The organism is Psychroflexus sp. ALD_RP9 (assembly GCF_017311165.1).
In the GTDB taxonomy this organism is placed as follows: domain Bacteria; phylum Bacteroidota; class Bacteroidia; order Flavobacteriales; family Flavobacteriaceae; genus Psychroflexus.
Window position 1 is genome coordinate 203,828 of sequence record NZ_CP062973.1, and the last position, 20,367, is coordinate 224,194.

The window sequence follows — 20,367 nt, forward strand, 5'->3', positions numbered from 1 at the left end:
AGATTACAAATTTATTTAGATTTGCGCTATTATAAACAATATTTGTGCCTAATCTTATGCCGAAAGATCGTATTTTCATTTTAGCAGTCGAATCATCTTGTGATGATACTTCAGCAGCGGTCTTCGAGAATGAAAATAAATTGAGTAATGTTACAGCCACGCAAAAAGTTCACGAAGCTTATGGTGGTGTTGTTCCCGAGTTAGCTTCACGTGCCCACCAGCAACATATTGTTCCTGTAATTCATGAAGCTTTACGACAAGCTAATGTTAAGATGAGTCAACTTGATGCAGTAGCATTTACAAAAGGCCCAGGATTAATGGGATCTTTACTTGTTGGTAATGCCTTTATGAAATCTTTAGCCTTAAGTCTAGATATCCCATTAATAGGTGTTAATCACATGCAAGGCCATATTTTAGCACATTTTATCAAAGATGAAGTTCAACAAAAAGCACCAAGTTTTCCATTTTTAGGAATTACCATTAGTGGTGGTCACACCCAAATAGTAAAAGTGAATAGCCATTTTGATATGCAAATTATAGGCGAAACGCTTGACGACGCCATAGGTGAAGCCTTCGACAAGTGTGGAAAAATGTTTGGACTTAACTATCCAGCTGGTCCAGAAATTGACCAATTAGCTAAATCTGGAAACCCGTTGAAATATCAATTCGCTAAGCCTCAAGTTAAAGGACTTGATTTTAGCTTTAGCGGCTTAAAAACTTCAGTTTTATACTTTTTACAAAAAAAACTGAAAGAAGACTCTGATTTTATAAAGCATAATTTACAAGATTTATGCGCCTCTTTTCAGCATACTGCTGTTCAAATTTTACTAGATAAAATAAAAAAAGCGAGCCAACTTACAGGTATAAAAACCATTGCTATTGGTGGTGGTGTTTCAGCTAATTCAGGTATTCGCGAAGCATTACAATCTCAATCTAAACAACATAACTGGGAAGTCTTTACACCAAGTTTTGAATACTGTACAGATAATGCTGCTATGATAGCTATCGTAGCATATTTTAAATATAGGGAAAATCAATTTTCTGACTTATCAATCACTGCAAAAGCCCGTTTAAAACTAACCGACAACTAATTTTATGAAAAAAACTTACTACATCTTTTTGTTTTTCAGCTTCATTTTTTGCCAATTTTTAAGTGCACAGCCTGAATTATTTAGAAATAACTTTAATGAATACAAAGATTTTAGTTTATCAAAACAACAAGTTAAAGAGCTACAAAAAGAAGGCGAATTAATCATTTTTAATCGTGATAAGCACACCACGCGTTTCGCCAAAAAATTATTTAGTAAAAAAGTTGGTAGGTCTGTTAAAGAGAAAACTAGAACTGGTAAAGAAGAATATGAAGTTATAGCTAGAAAAAAAATTCTTCACTATCGTATTAATTATATTTTCTTTGATGGTGACGAAAATTCTTACCAATCAATTGAAAAATCACGCCAGCGCATGCTAAATCTACTTGAGAAAGATTATAACTTCGAAAGCATTGCCAGACAATACTCTATGGATCAAAACCGGTATAAAGGTGGTGACTCTGGCTGGTTTAAAATTGAAAGTGTAAACGAAGATTTTAAAAATGCTATTACTAACACAATGCGATACGCCGATGAAGTTTTTCGAGTAGATTTACCTGAACAAAATTGGTACTATTTAGTTAAGAAAAGTTATTCACCACAAAAAATTGAAGAGATTTTAGTGATTAAACACAAGAAGTAGAATGCAACTATTTTACCAGCCAAATTTTGAACAAAACGCCACTAACATTGTATTTGATGCACATGAAAGTAAACACATGTTCAAAGTGTTAAGAAAACAGGTTGGCGATTTAATAAAAGTTACAAATGGTCGCGGACTACTTGCTGAGGGAGAAATTTCAATTATCACTCAAAAACAATGTATTGTAAATGTTCTTGACATTAAATTTGAAACAAAAAAAAACTACCATATCCACATAGCGATTTCACCGACCAAATCTAATGACCGGTTCGAATGGTTTTTAGAGAAAGCAACTGAAATTGGCATTGATGAAATTACACCAATCATCACAGAACACTCTGAACGTAAAAAACTTAAACTTGATCGTGGTGAACGTGTTATTCAATCAGCCATGAAACAATCTTTAAAGCTTTATAAGCCTAAACTTAATCATCTCACTAAACTTAATGATTTATTAATTAATGCCACTGAAGACGAAAAATACATTGCACATTGTGAAGAAAGTAAACATAAAAAACAACTGATTACAAGTTGTAATAAACAAAAATCTTATCTTGTGCTTATCGGCCCTGAAGGTGATTTTAGTTCGCAGGAAATTAAAAATGCAATAAACAATAATTTTGATGAAGTTAACCTATCGCAACAACGTTTAAGAACCGAAACTGCTGCTATAGTTTCTACACACAGTCTAAATATACTTCAACTATTATGAAATTTAATCTAAATTTATTTTTAATATTATTTGCTTCTTTTGCTTTTTCACAAAATATAGCGGTATTAAAATATAATGGCGGTGGTGATTGGTATAGCAATCCAACAGCACTACCAAATTTAGTTAAATTCAGTAATGCACAGATTAACACAAAAATAAGTCCTCAAATTGCTGAAGTTAAAGCAAGTAGCCCAGAACTGTTCAGTTTTCCATATGTTTACATGACAGGTCATGGCAACGTTTTTTTTAGTCCTGAAGACATCAAAAACTTAAGATTATACTTAAAATCTGGCGGTTTTTTACATATTGATGATAACTATGGCTTAGACCAATACATTAGACCTGAACTTAAAAAACTATTTCCTGATAAAACATTAGAGCTTTTACCAGCAAATCATCCTATTTTTAATCGGGTGTTTAATTTTCCAAACGGTTTACCAAAAATTCATGAACATGATGGTAAACCACCTCAAGCTTACGGTATTTTTGAAGATAGCCGTTTAATCTTGTTATATACTCACGAAAGTGATTTAGGTAATGGTTGGGAAGACCAAGCTATCCATAACGACCCAGAAGAAGTTCGATTAAAAGCTTTAAAAATGGGCACCAACATCTTACATTATATTTTTGTAAAATGAACCAACAACTTGAACATCATCAGGTTGGCCATAAACCAACTAAAGCAAAATTAACTTTAGTTATTCCAGATTTATCAAGTCCAGCCAATTTAGGGTCAATATTTAGAATTGCTGATGCTTTTGGTGTTCAATCGGTATTTTTAACCGAAGATGTTCAACAACTCATGCAAAGCAATCGGTTTAAACGTACATCAAGAAGCACTGAAAAATATATATCCACAAAATTATTTAATTCTATTGAAAATTTACGAGAACAACTTCAAGACGATGGAAACCAACTAATAGCTTTAGAGCTTACTAAAAAAAGTGAAAATATTTCTACATATCACTTTAAAAATCAAAATATAGCTTTAATTATTGGTCATGAAAAAATGGGTCTTTCTGAAGATTTATTAAAGCAAATTGAAACCCATTTGCACATAAATATGTACGGCAACAATAGCAGCTTAAATGTTGCCCAAAGCTTAGGAATTGCTCTTTATGAAATCTCAAAACAAAGTAATGTCTAAGTTTGAAGATTATTTAGCAAAACCTATTCAAGATTTTATAGCTGAGCACTATCACTCTTCTATTGAAGCCTTAGTCTTAAAAAAACAAATTTTCGACAAGATTTCTAACCAAGCCTTAGCACAACAGATTAAAGCTAAACAAAAAGCTAGGTTGAAGTTACCGAACTTATTTAAACGTCGGGATATCGTTTATCCACAAGATTTAAATTTACAGCAAACATCATCTGAGCTAACTGCACAATACAAAACCAAATTTATAAACAAAATTTATAAGATTGCTGATTTAACTGGTGGTTTTGGAATAGATAGTATGGCTTTTGCTAAAAAAGCCGATAAGGTTTATCATATTGAGCAGAATACAGACTTGTCTGAGCTTGCGACATTTAATTTTAAACAATTAAAAATCAGTAACATATCAACAATAAATACAACTGATGTCGCATTTTTGAAAAATATAAAATTTAAGCTAGATTTACTTTATATCGATCCGTCAAGGCGTGACAAGAAACTCCATAAAGTATTTATGCTGGAAGATTGCTCACCAAACGTTCTTGAAAACATGGAACTTTATGCTGAAAAATCAAGACAAGTATTGCTTAAATTATCACCATTATTCGACTTAAAAAAAATAATTTCAGATTTAAAGCACGTTAAACAAATTGATGTTTTAAGTATAAAAAATGAAGTAAAAGAACTTCTGGTACTCGTCGATTTTAAATTTAATGGTGAACCTAAAATTATATGTGTCGATTTACTAAATGAAACTAAAGCGGCAATATTTGAATTTAACTTTAAAAAAGAATTAAACATAGAAACTAGATTATCTCAACCTGAGATTGGCCAAATTTTAATAGAGCCGATGGGAAGTATTCTTAAAGCTGGTGGTTTTAAAAGTTTAGCAGATGATTACCACTTAAAAAAGTTACATGTAAACACCCATCTGTATACTTCAAACAAAGCCTTAAATGAAGCAATTGGGAGACAGTTCAACATTATTAGAATCGAGGCTTATAAACCCAAATCACTCAAAAAGTTGTATAAAAATAAAAAAGCTAATGTTAGTAGCCGTAACTTTCCATTAAGTGTTGATGAAATCAAGAAAAAAATAGGTATTTATGATGGTGGTGAAACCTATTTATTTTTCACCACCAATTATAAAAATCAACGTATAGTTATCGAAGCAAATAAATTATAATTAATCGAATCTTGTAATTTTTGCACCAATAGCGCGTAAACGCTTGTCGATATTTTCGTAACCGCGATCTATTTGTTCTATGTTGTGTATTGTAGAGGTTCCTTTTGCTGAAAGTGCTGCAATTAAAAGCGAAATACCAGCACGAATATCTGGACTTGTCATGGTAGTTGCTTTTAGTTGCGACTGAAAATCGTGGCCGATGACAGTTGCGCGGTGAGGATCACACAAAATAATTTTTGCACCCATATCTATTAACTTATCGACAAAAAACAAGCGACTTTCAAACATTTTTTGATGTATTAAAACGCTACCTCGTGCTTGCGTTGCAACAACTAGCATAATACTAAGAAGGTCAGGCGTAAAACCAGGCCATGGCGCATCGCTAATATTCATGATAGAACCATCTATAAAACTTGCAACCTCATAACCATTAGTATGTGCTGGAATATAAATGTCGTCTTTATTTTTTTCAACTGTAATGCCAAGTTTTCTAAATGTTTCAGGAATAATACCAAGATCATCCCAGCTTACATTTTTAATGGTAAGTTCACTTTTAGTCATTGCAGCAAGGCCAATCCATGAGCCAATTTCTATCATATCTGGTAAAACTGAATGCTCGCAACCTGAAAGTTTTTCGACGCCTTCTATGTGTAATAAGTTTGAGCCTATACCTTTAATATTTGCGCCCATGGCTACCATCATTTTACATAACTGCTGAATGTAAGGTTCGCAAGCTGCGTTGTAAATAGTTGTTTTACCCTTAGCTAAAACAGCAGCCATTATAATATTGGCAGTTCCTGTAACTGAAGCTTCTTCAAGTAACATATCAGCTCCTTTTAAGCCTTTAGGCGCTTCTACTCCGTAAAATCGTTCTTCTTTATTGTATCTAAAATCAGCACCCAATTTTATAAATCCACCAAAATGCGTATCTAAACGTCTTCTACCTATTTTATCGCCACCAGGTCGAGGAATGTAACCTTTACCAAACCTTCCTAAGAGCGGACCAACAATCATAATAGAGCCTCGTAAACTACTGCCTTCATCTTTAAACTGCTGACTTTCTAAATATTCTAAATTAAGTTCGTCACTTTTAAAAGAAAATTTTCCTTTACCAAGCTTTTGAATTTTTACACCTAAATTACCTAATATTTCTATAAGCTTATTGACATCACGAATATCAGGCACATTACTAATGTGAACTTCTTCATCGGTTAATAAAACAGCACATAAAATTTGTAGAGCTTCATTTTTGGCACCTTGAGGCGTGATTTCGCCTTTAAGTTGGTGACCACCTTCAATTTGAAAAGTCGCCATGTTTACTTGCGTTTACGGTTATTTCGGTTATTGTTTCGGTAATTCTTTTTGTTAGATTTTTGGCGTTTAGAGTAAGATGTAAATTTAACCAAATCAGCTGCATCACTTAAATGATCTTCATCAGCTTTAATACTTAGCTTTCCGTTACTTAACTCGAATAAATGGTCTAATATTACTTTGTCTTCAACGCTATCTCTATTCCAGTTTAGATAACACTTTTTCATGTGGTTAGCAATGGTTAAAACTAAACCTTCTTTTAAATCTCCATCATCAAGCTTGATCGCCTCATCTATCATACGTTTAATGTTGTTTCCGTAAAATCTGTATTTAGGGAAATTTTGTGGATATTCAAGTGGTTCAGGCTTTTCATAAAGCAGCTCTGGTGTTGGTTTAGGAAAAGGCGAATCGACATCAAGCTTAAAGTTGCTAATAATAAAAAGTTGATCCCAGAGTTTATGCTGAAAATCAGGGACATCACGCAAGTGAGGCTGCATGTTGCCCATAACGTCTATAATTGCCTTAGCAGTTTCGTTTCGTTTTTGTTGATCGCTTATTGTAATGGCGTGTTCAACCATTTTTTGAATATGTCTACCATATTCAGGAATACGGAGTAATGTACGTTCTGAATTGTATTCTAAATTATCTGTCAAAATTATAAATTTAATCGCTTTGTTTGCAAATTACACAATAATATTAAGGTAATAGATTTTTATAATGAAATAACGCCTTTAACTTTATCTCCTACTTCTTTATATCTAGAAATAACATGATCTGGTGATTTCATTTTCACATGTATAGAAACACTAGTATATTTGCCTTTTGAAGATTGTTTAGTGGTTATTACAGCGTCTGTATTATCAAAAATTAAAGCTAGTTGTTCAAGTTCAGCTTCGTTTTGGGTAGGCAAAATAAATTTAAAAAGGTATAAAGATGGCCAATTGGTTGATTTTTTTAATTGCTTTTTAAGTTTTTTATAAAACTCGTCTGAGTTTGATTGCATACTTTTTTTTGCAAATATACTTGTAATCTATTAAATATCTAAATACATTTTACAATACATTTATTTTATGCAACCACAAAAAATTGTACTAATTGGCGGGCCAAGTACTGGAAAATCGACTTTAATTGAAGCACTAACCCATTTAAAGTATCAATGCTTACCAGAAATTTCAAGAGAGGTAACTCGAAAAGCTAAAGAAGAAGGCTTTGACCAACTGTTTCTTAGCGATCCATTAAAATTTAGCAAATTATTACTTGAAGGCAGAATTAGTCAGTTTAAAGCAGCTAAAGCACTTTCAACAAAATATGTATTTATTGATCGAGGTATTCCTGATATTACAGCATATATGGATCATTTTAAACAAGATTATCCCAAAAATTTCACTAAAGCAAACAAGAAATATATTTACGATAAAGTTTTTATTCTACCAATTTGGAAATCGATTTACACAAAAGACGATGAACGATTTGAAGCGTTTGAATTGGCTAAAGAACTTCAAGATGCTTTGATAACAACCTATACAAATTTAGGCTATAATTTAATTGAAGTACCAAAAGATAATGTAGAAAAGCGTGTAGAATTTGTACTTTCACATCTTTAAGTTAAAGTGGTCATGACACCTGAAGAAGCATTAAAAAAATATTGGGGTTATGAAGCTTTTTTACCTAAGCAAGACAGCGTTATTGCTAATGTTTTAAAGCAGAAAGACACATTAGCTATTTTACCAACAGGTGCAGGAAAATCAATTTGCTACCAAATACCGGCTGTAATTTCTAAGGGAATTTGCTTAGTTGTATCGCCTTTACTTGCTTTAATGCAAGATCAGGTTGTTAACCTAAACAATCGAGGTATTAAGGCCACTTACATCAAGTCGAAAATGCTTTTAAATGAAGTTCATAGAGAACTTGATAACTGTCAATTTGGCAATTATAAATTACTATATATATCGCCTGAACGCTTAAAAAGACAAGAGATTTTTGAACATGTTATAAATTTACCCATTTCATTTGTAGCCGTCGATGAGGCACATTGTATTTCCCAATGGGGTCATGACTTTAGGCCTGCCTATCGGGAAATTTCACGCTTACGTGAGTTTTTACCTAACTTGAAGTTTTTAGCCTTAACAGCCACGGCAACTTCAACTGTTGCAAATGATATTATTGAAAATTTAAAATTAAATTCGCCTTATGTTTTAAAAGACAGCTTTAAAAAAGAGCAAATTTCAATTTTAAAAAAAGAATCGTCAGACAAGTTATATTCTATTTTAAATATATTAAAAGAAGAAAAAGGATCTGGAATAATTTATGTAAGAAGACGTCAATCAGCGCATGATATTAGTCGTTTTTTAAATCATCATGACATCACTTCAGCAGCTTTTCATGCTGGAGTAGATCAATCAAAAAAAAACACAACTTTACAGGATTGGTTGGCAAACAAAATTCAAGTAGTTGTGGCAACAACTGCATTTGGTATGGGTATCGACAAGCCTGATGTTCGATTTGTGATTCATTATCATTTACCTGAGAGTTTAGAAAACTATTATCAAGAAATTGGTCGTGCTGCACGTGATCGTAAACCTGCAAAGGCAATTTTATTGTATAATCAAAATGACATTATTCATTTAAAAAATGTACATCTAAAATCGATTATTACGCCTGATGATGTTAAGCTAGTGTACAAAAAATTGTTACAGTACTTTAGGATTGCTTTTGGTGAAGGAGAGTTTTTTGAAGTTGATTTAAACTTTACGAAGTTTTGTGAAAAATATAAACTTAACACTCATAATGCCTACCAATCACTTCAGTTATTAGACAAAATTGATGTGATTAGACTATCTAAAAGCTTTAAACGCACCACTAAAATTCAGTTTAAAAGCAACAGCAAAACTCTTTTAAACTTCATTGAAAAGCATAAAAAATACTATCAATTAGTTAGTACCATACTAAGAACCTACGGTGGAATTTTTGACCACAAACTCAGAATAAACACAGAATTAATTGCGCACAAAGTTAAATTAACAGAATTTGAAGTTGTGAAGCAATTAAAAGAACTTTCAGCCCAAGATTTAGTTGAGGTTGAAAGCTTTAAACATGACTTAAGTTTGGTTTTCTTAGTTCCACGTGAAGATGAAGCAAGCATTAATCCATTTAAAAAAATAATCATTCAAAATGGTGAGCATAAAAAGGATCAAATAAAAGCTGTCATAGAATTTGCTTCAGAAAACAACGAGTGTTTACAAAATAAAATTCTTTATTACTTTGGGGAAGTTAGTTCACGACCTTGTGGCAACTGTAGCAACTGCAATAAAAAACTTAAAAGTGAAGTAAGTATAAAAGAAGAAATTTTAAATTTACTGAAGCAGTATAAGGAACTAAATTCACAAGAAATTATAAGCTTACTCAAACTTAATGAAAATGTAGTTTTAGACACACTTAAAGCACTTTACATTAACCATAAAATTAAATTAACACCTAAGAAAAAATATACAATCAATGCGTAAATTACGAATATTATTTATGGGAACTCCCGATTTTGCTGTCAAGACCTTAAAATCAATTCATGAGAGTTTTGAGGTTTGTGGTGTTGTTACTGCACCAGATAAGCCGGCTGGTCGCGGTCGAAAACTCAATAAGTCTGCAGTAAAGGTTTATGCAGAATCTATCGATTTAGAAATTTTACAACCAACTAACCTTAAGTCTGAAAAATTTCAAAATGAATTAAAACGTTTAAATCCGAATTTAATAGTAGTTGTTGCTTTTAGAATGCTTCCTAAATCGGTTTGGAATTTTCCTAAATACGGAACATTTAATATTCATGCCTCATTATTGCCAGAATACAGAGGCGCAGCACCTATAAACTGGGCTATTATTAATGGTGAAAACAAAACAGGCGTCACGAGTTTTTTTATAGATGATAAAATTGATACTGGTGAAATTATCAAACAAAAAGAAATTTTAATTTCACCTGATGAAACTGCAGGAAGTCTACACGATAAATTAATGCACTTAGGAGCTGCGCTTGCAGTTGAAACTTGTAAGGCCATTCAAGAAGAGCAAGTTGTAACGACTAAACAGCCAAAACTAAGCCCTAAAGAAGCGCCAAAACTCACAAAAGAAAACACACAAATTAATTGGAATAATTCTAGCAAAAGTATTATTAATCTAGTAAAAGGTTTGAATCCTTATCCTATGTCTTGGACAACGTTCAATGAAGATGGTTCTAAAAAATCAGTAAAGATTATAGAACTTTCAAACTCAGATGAAACAATTAAGGCAAATCCTGGAGAGGTTATACTTAGCAAAAAACAGATTCTTATAAAAACTAAAGATGATTGGGTTGAAATTAAAAAGCTAAAATATCCGGGTAAAAAAGCGCTAAATATTCAAGATTTTTTGAATGGGTATAGCAGACCAGATCAACTAAAATTAAGCCTTTAAATTCAGTCGGATAGCTAATTTTAGCAGTAAAACATAAAAAAATGAGGTTTTTTAGGGATTTTCAAAGGATTTATCTTCAAAATACTTGCACAATTAGATTTTACATATAAATTTGTAATGTATTAACAAAATTTTTAATCAACAAAATTCAAAATTTTTTAGTTATGAACAAAACAAACTTAATTGATGCAATGGCTGAAGACGCTGGCATCTCAAAAGCTGATGCAAAAAAAGCTTTAGAATCATTTTTAGGAAATGTAGAAGGTGCTTTAAAAAAAGGTGACCGTGTTTCTTTAGTAGGATTCGGTTCTTGGTCTGTATCAAAAAGAGCTGCTCGTGAAGGTAGAAATCCACAAACAGGAAAAACTATCAAAATAGCTGCTAAAAATGTTGTGAAATTTAAGGCTGGTTCAGATTTACAAAAATCTGTTAACTAAACAATTAAATTTTAAACTTATAAAAAGGCCTTTTAAGGCCTTTTTTTAATCAATTTAGCTAACAATTATATGAAAGACGATTTTCCAAATCAAGGTGAAATTTTAATTTCAGATCCATCATTACTAGGCGATGATATATTTACACGATCAGTCATTCTCATCAACTATATTGATGAAGTTGATGTTGTTGGTTTTATTTTAAATAAACCTGCAGATTTAAAACTTAAAGATATTATGCCGTCTATTAAAAATGACTATGATATTTATATAGGTGGTCCAGTAGAACAAGATAGCTTATATTTTATACATACTGTTCCTGAATTAATCCCTAATAGTGTTGAAGTTAATCAAGGAATTTATTGGGGCGGCCAGTTTAAATCTATTGAAGATTTACTTAATAATAATGTAATTACGCCTCAACAAATAAGATTTTATTTGGGCTATACCGGATGGAAAAAATCACAACTTAAACGGGAACTCATCGAGAAGAGTTGGATTATTAATAAACCATTGAATTTAGATGAAATATTTTCAACAGATAAGAACCGTGAATTTTGGAAAGAAAAAATGCGATTAATTGGTGGTGAGTATTTAATCTGGTCTAATGCTCCTGATAACCCAAATTACAATTAGCTTCTACTCTACTAATCTGGCTTGTGCATTTAATTTTCCTATAAGTTGATTCGCTAATTTTGTGTTGTAAGTTTTTTTCCGGTATTGATGAACACTTTTTATACCAATAATTGAATTAGTTAAAAACAACTCATCTGCTTTTTGAAGTTCGAAAGGAGAAATTGAAGTTTCTTCTAAAGTATAATCGTCTAGTTTTTTAAGCATCTTTATCAATTCTCCACGAATAATACCTTTTAAGCAACCATCACTCAATGGTGGCGTTTTTATCTTTTTCCCTTTTACCAAGAATAGGTTTCCATTTGTAAATTCAACAACAGATTTTTTTTCATTTAAAAGAATGCAATTATCAAAGCTATTTTCTTCAGCAAATATTGATGCTAGAACTTGAGTAATTTTATTAGTTGTTTTCAAGGTAGATAACATTCCTGCTAGAATAAAATGATCTTTAAATAAATCAACAACATAATGATCTTTATTATTCACGAAAAATGAATTTTCTATAGCTTCAACTGTAATTACAACATCAACTTCACGCGATTTAGGCAAGTAAAGACCACCATCTTTTCTAGCAACCAGCAACTTTACTTTAACAGGCTTTTCTGTTAAATCATTAGCTTTAATCGTATCTTTTATTTGATTTTCTAATTTCTCAGGTGAGAAACTCATTGGAATTTCCATGCGAAGCATTCTCATAGAAGACATTAGCCTAAAGTAATGTGCTTCCCAAAACATGATTGAATTATTGATTACTCGAATAGTTTCAAACAAAGCATCGCCATAATTGAGACCTCTATTTTTTGCTGTAATCGGAGGATTATCAATCAGGCTACCATTAAAATTTATCATAAGAAGAAATTATGCAGACCCTAAAACATGTTTTAATTCAGCTACCATATTTTCCCAAAGCATTTTGCTTTCATCAAGTTCATCCTCTTCAGCAAAATCTGTAATCATTAAAGAAACATCTTTTGTAATTTCATCGACTTGAATTCTTAATTCAAAATAATAACTTTCATCTTCGTCTTCATCTGCTAACCAGCGTAATTTAATCTTATCATCTGATTTTTTGGTAAGAAGTCGCGCTTGTTCTTCACTACCTTCCCAAATAAAGGTAAAAATCTCACCTCTAGAATTCACATTATCAGCATACCATTCACTTAAACCTGAAGGTGTTGAAATATATTGATACAATAAATTTGGAGAAACTTGTATCGGGAATTCTAACTCATATTTTATTTTTTCACTCATATTGAATGTTTCAAATTAAAATAGCAATATATGTATTTATAACTTAAGAATAAAAAAAACTTCTAGAAATTCAGTAAAAAGTAATTTGTTTCAGAACAATTATATTATATCTTTGCAACCGCAAAAATGGCGAGGTAGCTCAGTTGGTTAGAGCGTCGGATTCATAACCCGGAGGTCGGCAGTTCGATTCTGCTCCTCGCTACGAAATTTAAAAAGCTTCAAGTCAAAAACTTGAAGCTTTTTTTATGGAATTTCTTATCATCAGTGTTGAACTAATATTAAATAAATAGTTTAGTTACATAAGCTTAAAAAATAACATTTAAGATAAGATAAACACCTCAAAACAACAATAATAATTAGTTTTGAATCAAATTTGAAATCAAAATTCATGACCTTTCAACAGCTTAAAACTTTTATTGAAGACGTATTAGCAAAATATCCTAATGATTGGCTAAACCTAACCACTCATAGACTTGATATTTATAATGAAGCATTAGCTAAAACTGAATTTTTAGAGTGTTTTGAGCATTTATATAATTCAAGCTCAATTACTAAAAATCAATTAGCTCAACTGCCAACGGCATACGATTATATTCGGTTAGGACATCCATTGTCGAGTATTTTAGAATGGGCATTAGCAAAAATTTACAACTTACCTTATGAAAATGTAATTGCATTCTCATCAAAAACCATGAGCCTCTTAGCTATTTTAAGAGAAAATTCTATCTCAGGTAAAACAACTCAAGTTATTTATCAAGGTGATCTTTTAAGTCATCTTAATCCTGAGGTATTAAAAAATATTTATAACTACAACGTAAAGTTTTCATCTGTAGATGACCAAGAAGCTATTTTGAATTTTGAAGGGACAACTGTTTATATATCTCAAAATGACAATTTAAAAGAAATAGAATTACAACCTAATATTGATTTTTATATTTCTACATTAGATAATTTAGGCAGCCTTGTTTTTGTAAATCAAAAAAATAGTGATTTTATACCAGCTATACAACATGTACGTCGTCGCGAAAGTATTGCAATGACACCTCAAAATAGTCATAAAGCATTACAAATCTTGATAGGACAAACACCAGAATTTATCAATGACAATCAAAAACAAAAAGATCTCATTAAAGTAAGAAGCTTAATCAATTCAATTACGCATACTAACTCTAAACCACTTTTAGGGTCTTGTGGATTATCAGTTCAATATGCAATTATGATGGGCTTAATTCACGAAGCTCGAGAACGATACCCAGAAAAGCCTATCAAAATAATCGTACCTCCTAATTGTTATGGCGGCACTAACGATCAAGCTAGACGTGTTGCTGCAAGTCAAAAAGGTGTAGATATTTTAGATTTACCTGTTGATGGTAGTCATGATATGGTTCAAAGCACGAATGAAGTACTTAAGAAGGTTGCAAAGCTAGATGCTATACCTTTAATTATTGCTGAAATACCCACAAACCCTCGTGTAGAAGTACCAAATTTAAACAATTTAAAAGAAGTACTATCTAAAAATAGATTTACGCCTTCAGGAAACAAAGCAATAGAACCTATCTTTATTTTAGATCAGACTTTTTGTCCTGATTATAATTTTCTAGGCGAAGAGCAACTTTTAGCAGATGTAAAAACAATTTCTTATGTAAGTGGTTCAAAATTCCCTAGTGGTGGAAAGTGTACAGCAGGCTACTTAGTTTGTAACTCTAAAGCTAGTTATCTTACAAATTATATTGAAACTAACTTAAAATTATGCGATAATACTGCTACTGCTTTACAATTACATTATTTAGCAGAACAACTGCCATCTATGAAGAATCGCATTAAGAAAGCCTACAAAAACACAAGACAATTTGTAGACTTTATCAATGAAGTTCTCCCCGAAGCAAATATAAATTTCGTATCTAAAAAGGTATCAAATCAAGGTTTTACGCCTTCTGTATTTTCATTAGACTTACCTACCAAAGGAGAAACCCCAGAAGAGCGCGAAACTTACAAACGCAAGTTAAACTTAAAACTTATTAATATGATGATAACTGAAATACCTTCAGAAAGTAAGTATTGTGTAAGTTATGGACAATTAAAAGGCTGTTACTGGACTATTCCAGCTACATCAACACAAGGTACGACTAAAGAAGAAGATAAAGATTATATTGCTAGGGTTTCAGTTTCTCCAGAACTTAATTTAGACAAACATCAATCGGTTTTCAAGGCGTTTGTCGAAAAAGAAATTAAGACCTGATAATAAAATTAAATAGACAAGATTATTTGGCTTTAGACTTTCGGTCAAGTTGTTGTTTAATTCGTTTCAACTGGGCTTCTTTACGCTTTTTTTTAGCTAACAAGCTACTATTAAATCTAACACCATTATCATGCATGTCGGCTAATTGTATTTCTCTTTCTTTTTTCATTTTTTATTTAAAACTAAAGTTTTGAAAAAATAAACTATTACTAAAACCAATATTTTTAAATAAATTTTAGAGCCTTTTAAACCTTTACTAGTTTTTTAACAGAATTATTAACTTTAATCAAATAAATACCTGAAACTAGATGCGAAGTATTAATTGTTAAATTAGTTGAGTTAGAGGTATCACTAAAAAGAATTTGACCAGATGTATTGTAGATTTGTATACTAAAATTCAGAGGTCTTAACATTTTGATGTGAAGTTGATTTTTAACGGGGTTAGGATAGAATGAAAATACCATGTTTGAAGCTGAAGTTATGCTTAAACTTTCACAGTTATTACTAAATTGAGTTTGAGAATCTATAAACTGCAAATTAGAATTTGCGTAAGAAACATCATCTACATCTATGCAGCTTAAATTAGGATTTAATTGTGCATTAAAAGAGAGTATATTGTAAAGATTTCCATTCTTGATGTTCAATGAATTTAGATTATTATTGTAAAGGTCTATACGCTCTAAATTTATATTTTGACTCAAATCTAATTCTTCTATAAAGTTACCTGTTAAATCAATCAAATTTAGTCCAATAAAGTCTTCAATGCCAGTCATATCAACAATGGACTTATTTTCAAGAAAAAGAGATGTAATAGACTCGATAGCATTCGTTGGTACATAATCATCAAGCGGCGGACTATCATAACCTAAATCTATTAAACCTTGTTCAAAATTATCATCTGGGATATAGGTTTGTTGAGCGGTAACTTTCAGAAAAAACAGAATAAAAAATAAATAAAATATAGCTCTCATAATCAAGGTTTAAAGATGTTAAGTAATTCATCTAAGGTTAAATTATTTTGATCTCCTGTCGCTAAATTTTTAAGCGAGAATTTATCTTCAGCCATTTCTGATTCTCCTGCTATGAGCACATGGTTTATATGCCGCTTCTCTGCATATTGCATCTGTTTTTTAAACTTAGCTTGATCTGGATATAACTCAACATTCACTCCGGCCAGTCTTAATCTATTTATTGCTCGCATCATGTACTTAGACTCTTCAAATCCAAAATTTAGACAAAGTAAATCTGTACTTGTTTTAAGTGTTTCTGGAAATAAGTTAAGCTCCTCGAGTACTAAATAAATACGGTCTAAACCGAATGAAATCCCAACACCGCTCATGTTTTTTAACCCAAAAATACCTGTTAAGTCATCATAACGACCACCGCCGCCTATGGAGCCCAGCTTTACTTGGTTTGGTGCTGCAACTTCAAAAATTGCACCAGTGTAATAATTAAGTCCGCGAGCTAATGTAACATCTAAATCTAGTGTAGAAGATTTAAATTGATAATCGCTCAAGGCATTATTTAAAAATTCGAGCTCCTCAATACCTTTCAAACCAATTTCAGAAGATGATAAGATTGATTTGAGTTGTTTTATTTTTTCATTGAAATCACCTGATAAACTAAATATAGGTTGTATTTTCTGAAGTGCTTCAGTTGAAATTCCTTTTTCTAGCATTTCATCTTTTACACCTTGCTCACCAATTTTGTCTAACTTATCAAGCGCAACGGTAAAATCGATTAATTTATCTTGTTCCCCAATCACTTCAGCAAAACCTGATAATATTTTTCGGTTATTCATTTTGATCGTAACACCATCAAGTTTTAAACCCTTAAAAACTTGATCGTAAAGTTGAATAAAGTCAACTTCTTGCCATAAACTATCACTACCGATAACGTCTGCATCGCACTGCACAAATTCTCTAAAGCGTCCTTTCTGCGGTCTATCTGCTCTCCAAACAGGCTGAATTTGATATCGTTTAAAAGGAAAAACCAATCCGTGTTGGTGTTGAACAACGTAACGCGCAAAAGGAACAGTTAAATCGTATTTTAAGGCTTTTTGAGCTATTGAAGAGGAAACTTTAGCTGAATCCTTATTAGACAAATCTTCATCATTAGCTTTTTTAAGATAATCTCCAGAATTTAAAATCTTAAAAATGAGCCGGTCACCTTCTTCTCCATACTTACCTAATAAAGTTGAAGACTTTTCAAAACTTGGGGTTTCTATAGGTTGAAAACCAAAACGTTTGAAATTAGTTTTGATGGTATTTATAATGTATTCACGCTTAGCCACTTCAACTGAAGAAAAATCACGCGTGCCTTTTGGAATTGAAGGTTTTTGGGCCATAAATTAGTTATTATCTACAAGTTCTTCAAAATAAGTGTATAATTCGCCTTTTGTAATGTTAGCGCCTTTTCTAATTAATGCAAATATATCGGTATTGCGCTCCTCTCCGATTGGTTTAGTAGAAGTATAAATATCTACATCATCATTCATTAAATTTTTACGTAACCATTGATAACCTTCAGTTGTTGTTATGTCTACAGCTTGGTTTTCGATTTTAATAGCAATTAAATTGATATCAGTTTCGGTAAACTGAAATAAAAATAATTGCTGTGGTGAAAAATGTTCTAAATACTTCACATTATTCAAAACGCCTTCCCAAACTAAGTCGCTAAAAACATCTAATTCTTGCTCTGCAACTTGAGGTTTAGTAGTTTTAATTTCTTCCCATTCTTTTGCTGTTATTGATTGGGTAGCCAAGAAATTAATGAATTCTTGGTGCATTTCTTCAAACTGTTCTTTAGTAAGTCGTTCATATTTCATATGCGCAAAAATAAAAAAAGATCGGAAGTAAACTACCGATCTTAGATTTTAAAACTTAAGTTAAATTAAGCTTCGCCAACAACATCAAAAGTAATTTCTTCAATTACTTCACGATGAAAACGTAACTTGGCTGTGTATTGTCCTAAACGTTTGATGTTACCACCAAAAATGCTAATGTATTTTTTATCAAGTTCTACACCTTCTTTTGCAAGAAAGTCTGCTAAATCTGCTGCAGTAATACTTCCGAAGAGTTTATCTCCAGCCCCAGATTTTGTAGTTATAGAGATTGATAAGCCTTTAGCTTTTTCAGCTAATTGCTTTGCTTCAGCGATTGCTTTCTCTTCTTTATGAGCACGTTGTCTTAAATTTTCTGCTAATACTTTTTTTGCTGAAGGTGTTGCTATAACAGCGTAGCCTTGTGGAATTAAAAAGTTTCTACCGTAACCATTTTTAACAGTTACAAGATCATCAGCAAAACCTAAGTTATCTACATCTTTTTTTAATATAATTTCCATGGTTTTTGCTTTTTATTTTAATAAATCACCAACGTAAGGCATTAAAGCTAAGTGTCTTGAGCGTTTTATAGCTTGAGATACTTTTCGTTGATATTTTAATGATGTTCCTGTTAAACGTCTTGGTAAAATTTTACCTTGAGGATTTACAAATTCCATCAAGAAATCTGGATTTTTGTAATCAATGTACTTAATACCAGCTCTTTTAAAACGGCAATAACGTTTTTTTGAAGCTGTTTCAATATCTAATGGCGTTAAATATCTAATTTCGCCGTCATTCTTTCCTTTTGATTGTTCTTCGATACTTGCCATATCCTTAAGATTTAGATTTTGTACGTTTAACTCTTTCTTTTGCCCATTCTACAGCGTGCTTATCTAACTTTACTGTTAAATAACGCATCATGCGCTCGTCTCTTCTAAACATTACTTCTAAAGGTTCAATCGCTGTACCTTCTACCTGGTATTCAAACAAGTGATAAAACCCACTTTTTTTGTGCTGAATTGGGTAAGCTAATTTTTTTAAGCCCCAATTTTCTTTGTTAATCATCTTCGCGCCCTTAGAAGCCAAAAATTCTTCGTACTTCTGAACTGTCTCCTTTATCTGGTCTTCAGATAAAACGGGATTCAAGATGAAAACAGTTTCATAATGGTTCATAATTCTTTTTTTAAATTAATGTTTGCAAAAGTAATGTTTTTATTTTGAACTACATATTATTTTTTAAAATAGATTTTAGCTTTAATTTAATATCATTAGCTGCATCTATTAACATTAGTTCATTACTAGGATAATCTACAAATTGACCTTGCAACAGTTGGCGTTCTGCTTTGGTTAAAGCTCTAATATCTCCTTGATAAGATGCGAATCTATTTTCAAAAACAAAAACACTTCGCATAGGTTTTGATAAAACTTGCTGTTGGTTTAATGCATCTATGAATCTCACATTTGCTAAAACTTCAACTTCTTTAGATTGTATAGTTTCTAATAAAATTGCTTGAACTAAAACCAATCGATCTTCTTTAATTCTATTATCATCTTCATCTAGAACATAATCACCTTTTCTATCAATTCTATATTCCCAACCGTCAACTACTTCACGCTCAAGATTAATTTCTCGTTCAAGCAACCGTTCAGGAGAATAATTAAATTGTTGAAAATCAACAATAACTTCTCTATCGTAAGTTACATTTGGTAATTTTGAATTGTGATAAACTGTCCAAAAATCGTTTAAATTATAGGTATTTAAAGATAAAAGTGACTCCTGAAATGCTTTTGGAAGAACCATCTGAGTTGAATTTTTTAAATTCATATATACAAATGAAAGCCCGTTGTTGTAAGCAATATCAATAGTTTCATCTAAATTAGGATAATCTGGTTCTAAATTTTTCACTTTTTGTAATTGGTTGTAAGCAGTGCGACTGTCTAAAATTTGTTGGGTTTCAAGTAAGTTAATTGCTGAATTAAAAAGTGCATCAGCGTATGTAGACTTTGCTTTTATTAATTTAGAATTAACCTCAACAAAATCGAAGGTTAAGTTACCTTTAGTCCCTTCAAGTGGTAAAAGAGGCTTTATTTTTTGTTGATTTGCTCTGAGGGTTTTATAGGCAGAAAATATCTTTTCAGCATTATTAAATGCATTATCTTGCTTTAAAAAACTCACTCGATCAAGCAGCTGATTTTGATGCTTATGATAAGCTTCGTATAGCAAATCAGAATAAGCCTTCGCTTTTTTTGAGTATTTATCTTTAGCAATTTTATTAATAGAATTATGAATAGCTGATGAATAATCACCACTATTTATTTGCTGTTGAGTGCCTTTTATAGTCGTACAACCTATTAATAAAACAACCAAACATACAGATATTATAGACTTCATTCCTCGTGTATTTTAAAGCAAATTAACAAAAATAAATTTTAACAAATATTGTTTAAAATTA

Annotated in this window: 25 protein-coding genes and 1 tRNA gene; 13 read left to right on the plus strand and 13 right to left on the minus strand. The window is 31.5% G+C overall.

Annotated features, from left to right (window positions below; genetic code table 11):
- The first annotated feature begins 56 nt into the window (after nt 1-56).
- Genes tsaD through IMZ30_RS00955 form a run of 6 tightly spaced genes read left to right on the plus strand, consistent with a single transcriptional unit; the run spans nt 57 to nt 4,785 of the window.
- Nucleotides 57-1,091 (plus strand): tRNA (adenosine(37)-N6)-threonylcarbamoyltransferase complex transferase subunit TsaD, encoded by a 1,035-nt coding sequence (gene tsaD, locus IMZ30_RS00930; RefSeq protein WP_207039652.1) that lies wholly within the window; start codon nt 57-59, stop codon nt 1,089-1,091.
- Nucleotides 1,092-1,095: 4 nt separating this feature from the next.
- Nucleotides 1,096-1,731, plus strand: coding sequence for a peptidylprolyl isomerase (locus tag IMZ30_RS00935; protein WP_207038697.1), 636 nt, complete (start codon nt 1,096-1,098; stop codon nt 1,729-1,731).
- A gap of 1 nt (nt 1,732) precedes the next feature.
- Nucleotides 1,733-2,443, plus strand: coding sequence for a 16S rRNA (uracil(1498)-N(3))-methyltransferase (locus IMZ30_RS00940; RefSeq protein WP_207038698.1), 711 nt, complete (start codon nt 1,733-1,735; stop codon nt 2,441-2,443).
- Complete coding sequence (locus IMZ30_RS00945) at nt 2,440-3,081, plus strand: DUF4159 domain-containing protein (protein ID WP_207038699.1); 642 nt, start codon at nt 2,440-2,442, stop codon at nt 3,079-3,081. The genes IMZ30_RS00940 and IMZ30_RS00945 overlap by 4 nt, the downstream gene beginning before the upstream one ends.
- A complete protein-coding gene (locus IMZ30_RS00950) occupies nt 3,078-3,590 on the plus strand; it encodes a TrmH family RNA methyltransferase (protein WP_207038700.1) in 513 nt (170 codons plus the stop codon). The genes IMZ30_RS00945 and IMZ30_RS00950 overlap by 4 nt, the downstream gene beginning before the upstream one ends.
- Nucleotides 3,583-4,785: a THUMP-like domain-containing protein gene (locus IMZ30_RS00955; RefSeq protein WP_207038701.1), complete on the plus strand. Its 1,203-nt coding sequence runs from the start codon at nt 3,583-3,585 to the stop codon at nt 4,783-4,785. Before IMZ30_RS00950 ends, IMZ30_RS00955 begins: the two co-directional genes overlap by 8 nt.
- On the opposite strand, the gene murA is transcribed toward IMZ30_RS00955, so the two are convergent.
- From murA to IMZ30_RS00970, 3 genes are read right to left on the minus strand one after another with little or no spacing between them, the layout of a single operon-like run.
- Nucleotides 4,786-6,099 (minus strand): UDP-N-acetylglucosamine 1-carboxyvinyltransferase, encoded by a 1,314-nt coding sequence (murA, locus tag IMZ30_RS00960; RefSeq protein ID WP_207038702.1) that lies wholly within the window; start codon nt 6,097-6,099, stop codon nt 4,786-4,788.
- A gap of 2 nt (nt 6,100-6,101) precedes the next feature.
- Nucleotides 6,102-6,749, minus strand: a complete 648-nt coding sequence (locus IMZ30_RS00965; protein WP_207038703.1) for a DUF4290 domain-containing protein — start codon at nt 6,747-6,749, stop codon at nt 6,102-6,104.
- Nucleotides 6,750-6,808: 59 nt separating this feature from the next.
- A complete protein-coding gene (locus tag IMZ30_RS00970; RefSeq protein ID WP_207038704.1) occupies nt 6,809-7,099 on the minus strand; it encodes a DUF493 family protein in 291 nt (96 codons plus the stop codon).
- A gap of 67 nt (nt 7,100-7,166) precedes the next feature.
- On the opposite strand from IMZ30_RS00970, the gene IMZ30_RS00975 reads away from it, so the two are divergent.
- The 5 genes from IMZ30_RS00975 to IMZ30_RS00995 all read left to right on the plus strand — a co-directional run bounded on the left by IMZ30_RS00975 (nt 7,167) and on the right by IMZ30_RS00995 (nt 11,606).
- Nucleotides 7,167-7,700 (plus strand): AAA family ATPase, encoded by a 534-nt coding sequence (locus IMZ30_RS00975; protein ID WP_207038705.1) that lies wholly within the window; start codon nt 7,167-7,169, stop codon nt 7,698-7,700.
- A gap of 12 nt (nt 7,701-7,712) precedes the next feature.
- The gene (locus tag IMZ30_RS00980) at nt 7,713-9,599 is read left to right on the plus strand and encodes an ATP-dependent DNA helicase RecQ (protein ID WP_207038706.1); all 1,887 of its coding nucleotides are present in this window, start codon (nt 7,713-7,715) and stop codon (nt 9,597-9,599) included.
- Nucleotides 9,592-10,536 carry a methionyl-tRNA formyltransferase gene (gene fmt, locus IMZ30_RS00985; RefSeq protein ID WP_207038707.1) on the plus strand — a complete coding sequence of 315 codons (945 nt, stop codon included), beginning with the start codon at nt 9,592-9,594 and terminating at the stop codon, nt 10,534-10,536. Before IMZ30_RS00980 ends, fmt begins: the two co-directional genes overlap by 8 nt.
- A 146-nt stretch (nt 10,537-10,682) precedes the next feature.
- Complete coding sequence (locus tag IMZ30_RS00990; RefSeq protein ID WP_262501818.1) at nt 10,683-10,973, plus strand: HU family DNA-binding protein; 291 nt, start codon at nt 10,683-10,685, stop codon at nt 10,971-10,973.
- 69 nt (nt 10,974-11,042) lie between these two features.
- Nucleotides 11,043-11,606 carry a YqgE/AlgH family protein gene (locus IMZ30_RS00995; RefSeq protein WP_207038708.1) on the plus strand — a complete coding sequence of 188 codons (564 nt, stop codon included), beginning with the start codon at nt 11,043-11,045 and terminating at the stop codon, nt 11,604-11,606.
- Between the two features lie 3 nt (nt 11,607-11,609).
- Here the strand turns inward: IMZ30_RS00995 and IMZ30_RS01000 are convergent, their stop codons facing one another.
- Both IMZ30_RS01000 and IMZ30_RS01005 read right to left on the minus strand, forming a co-directional pair.
- Entirely contained in the window at nt 11,610-12,452 is an 843-nt protein-coding gene (locus tag IMZ30_RS01000; protein WP_207038709.1) for an aminotransferase class IV, read from the minus strand.
- A 9-nt stretch (nt 12,453-12,461) separates the two neighbouring features.
- The gene (locus tag IMZ30_RS01005) at nt 12,462-12,854 is read right to left on the minus strand and encodes an START-like domain-containing protein (protein WP_207038710.1); all 393 of its coding nucleotides are present in this window, start codon (nt 12,852-12,854) and stop codon (nt 12,462-12,464) included.
- 128 nt (nt 12,855-12,982) lie between these two features.
- Between IMZ30_RS01005 and IMZ30_RS01010 the strand changes: the two genes are divergently transcribed.
- Both IMZ30_RS01010 and IMZ30_RS01015 read left to right on the plus strand, forming a co-directional pair.
- Nucleotides 12,983-13,056, plus strand: a tRNA-Met gene (locus tag IMZ30_RS01010).
- A 186-nt stretch (nt 13,057-13,242) separates the two neighbouring features.
- Nucleotides 13,243-15,093, plus strand: a complete 1,851-nt coding sequence (locus tag IMZ30_RS01015) for a PLP-dependent transferase (protein ID WP_207038711.1) — start codon at nt 13,243-13,245, stop codon at nt 15,091-15,093.
- Nucleotides 15,094-15,115: 22 nt separating this feature from the next.
- On the opposite strand, the gene IMZ30_RS01020 is transcribed toward IMZ30_RS01015, so the two are convergent.
- The 8 genes from IMZ30_RS01020 to IMZ30_RS01055 all read right to left on the minus strand — a co-directional run bounded on the left by IMZ30_RS01020 (nt 15,116) and on the right by IMZ30_RS01055 (nt 20,306).
- Complete coding sequence (locus IMZ30_RS01020) at nt 15,116-15,262, minus strand: hypothetical protein (protein WP_207038712.1); 147 nt, start codon at nt 15,260-15,262, stop codon at nt 15,116-15,118.
- A 76-nt stretch (nt 15,263-15,338) separates the two neighbouring features.
- Nucleotides 15,339-16,064 (minus strand): T9SS type A sorting domain-containing protein, encoded by a 726-nt coding sequence (locus IMZ30_RS01025; RefSeq protein ID WP_207038713.1) that lies wholly within the window; start codon nt 16,062-16,064, stop codon nt 15,339-15,341.
- A 2-nt stretch (nt 16,065-16,066) separates the two neighbouring features.
- Nucleotides 16,067-17,440, minus strand: coding sequence for a histidine--tRNA ligase (gene hisS, locus IMZ30_RS01030; protein WP_207038714.1), 1,374 nt, complete (start codon nt 17,438-17,440; stop codon nt 16,067-16,069).
- Nucleotides 17,441-17,443: 3 nt separating this feature from the next.
- The gene (locus IMZ30_RS01035; RefSeq protein WP_207038715.1) at nt 17,444-17,920 is read right to left on the minus strand and encodes a DUF6495 family protein; all 477 of its coding nucleotides are present in this window, start codon (nt 17,918-17,920) and stop codon (nt 17,444-17,446) included.
- A 65-nt stretch (nt 17,921-17,985) separates the two neighbouring features.
- Nucleotides 17,986-18,435 (minus strand): 50S ribosomal protein L9, encoded by a 450-nt coding sequence (rplI, locus tag IMZ30_RS01040; RefSeq protein ID WP_207038716.1) that lies wholly within the window; start codon nt 18,433-18,435, stop codon nt 17,986-17,988.
- A gap of 12 nt (nt 18,436-18,447) precedes the next feature.
- Nucleotides 18,448-18,744, minus strand: a complete 297-nt coding sequence (gene rpsR, locus IMZ30_RS01045) for a 30S ribosomal protein S18 (protein ID WP_073191376.1) — start codon at nt 18,742-18,744, stop codon at nt 18,448-18,450.
- Between the two features lie 4 nt (nt 18,745-18,748).
- Complete coding sequence (gene rpsF / locus IMZ30_RS01050) at nt 18,749-19,087, minus strand: 30S ribosomal protein S6 (RefSeq protein ID WP_207038717.1); 339 nt, start codon at nt 19,085-19,087, stop codon at nt 18,749-18,751.
- Between the two features lie 49 nt (nt 19,088-19,136).
- Nucleotides 19,137-20,306 (minus strand): hypothetical protein, encoded by a 1,170-nt coding sequence (locus IMZ30_RS01055; RefSeq protein WP_207038718.1) that lies wholly within the window; start codon nt 20,304-20,306, stop codon nt 19,137-19,139.
- Nucleotides 20,307-20,367 lie beyond the last annotated feature (61 nt).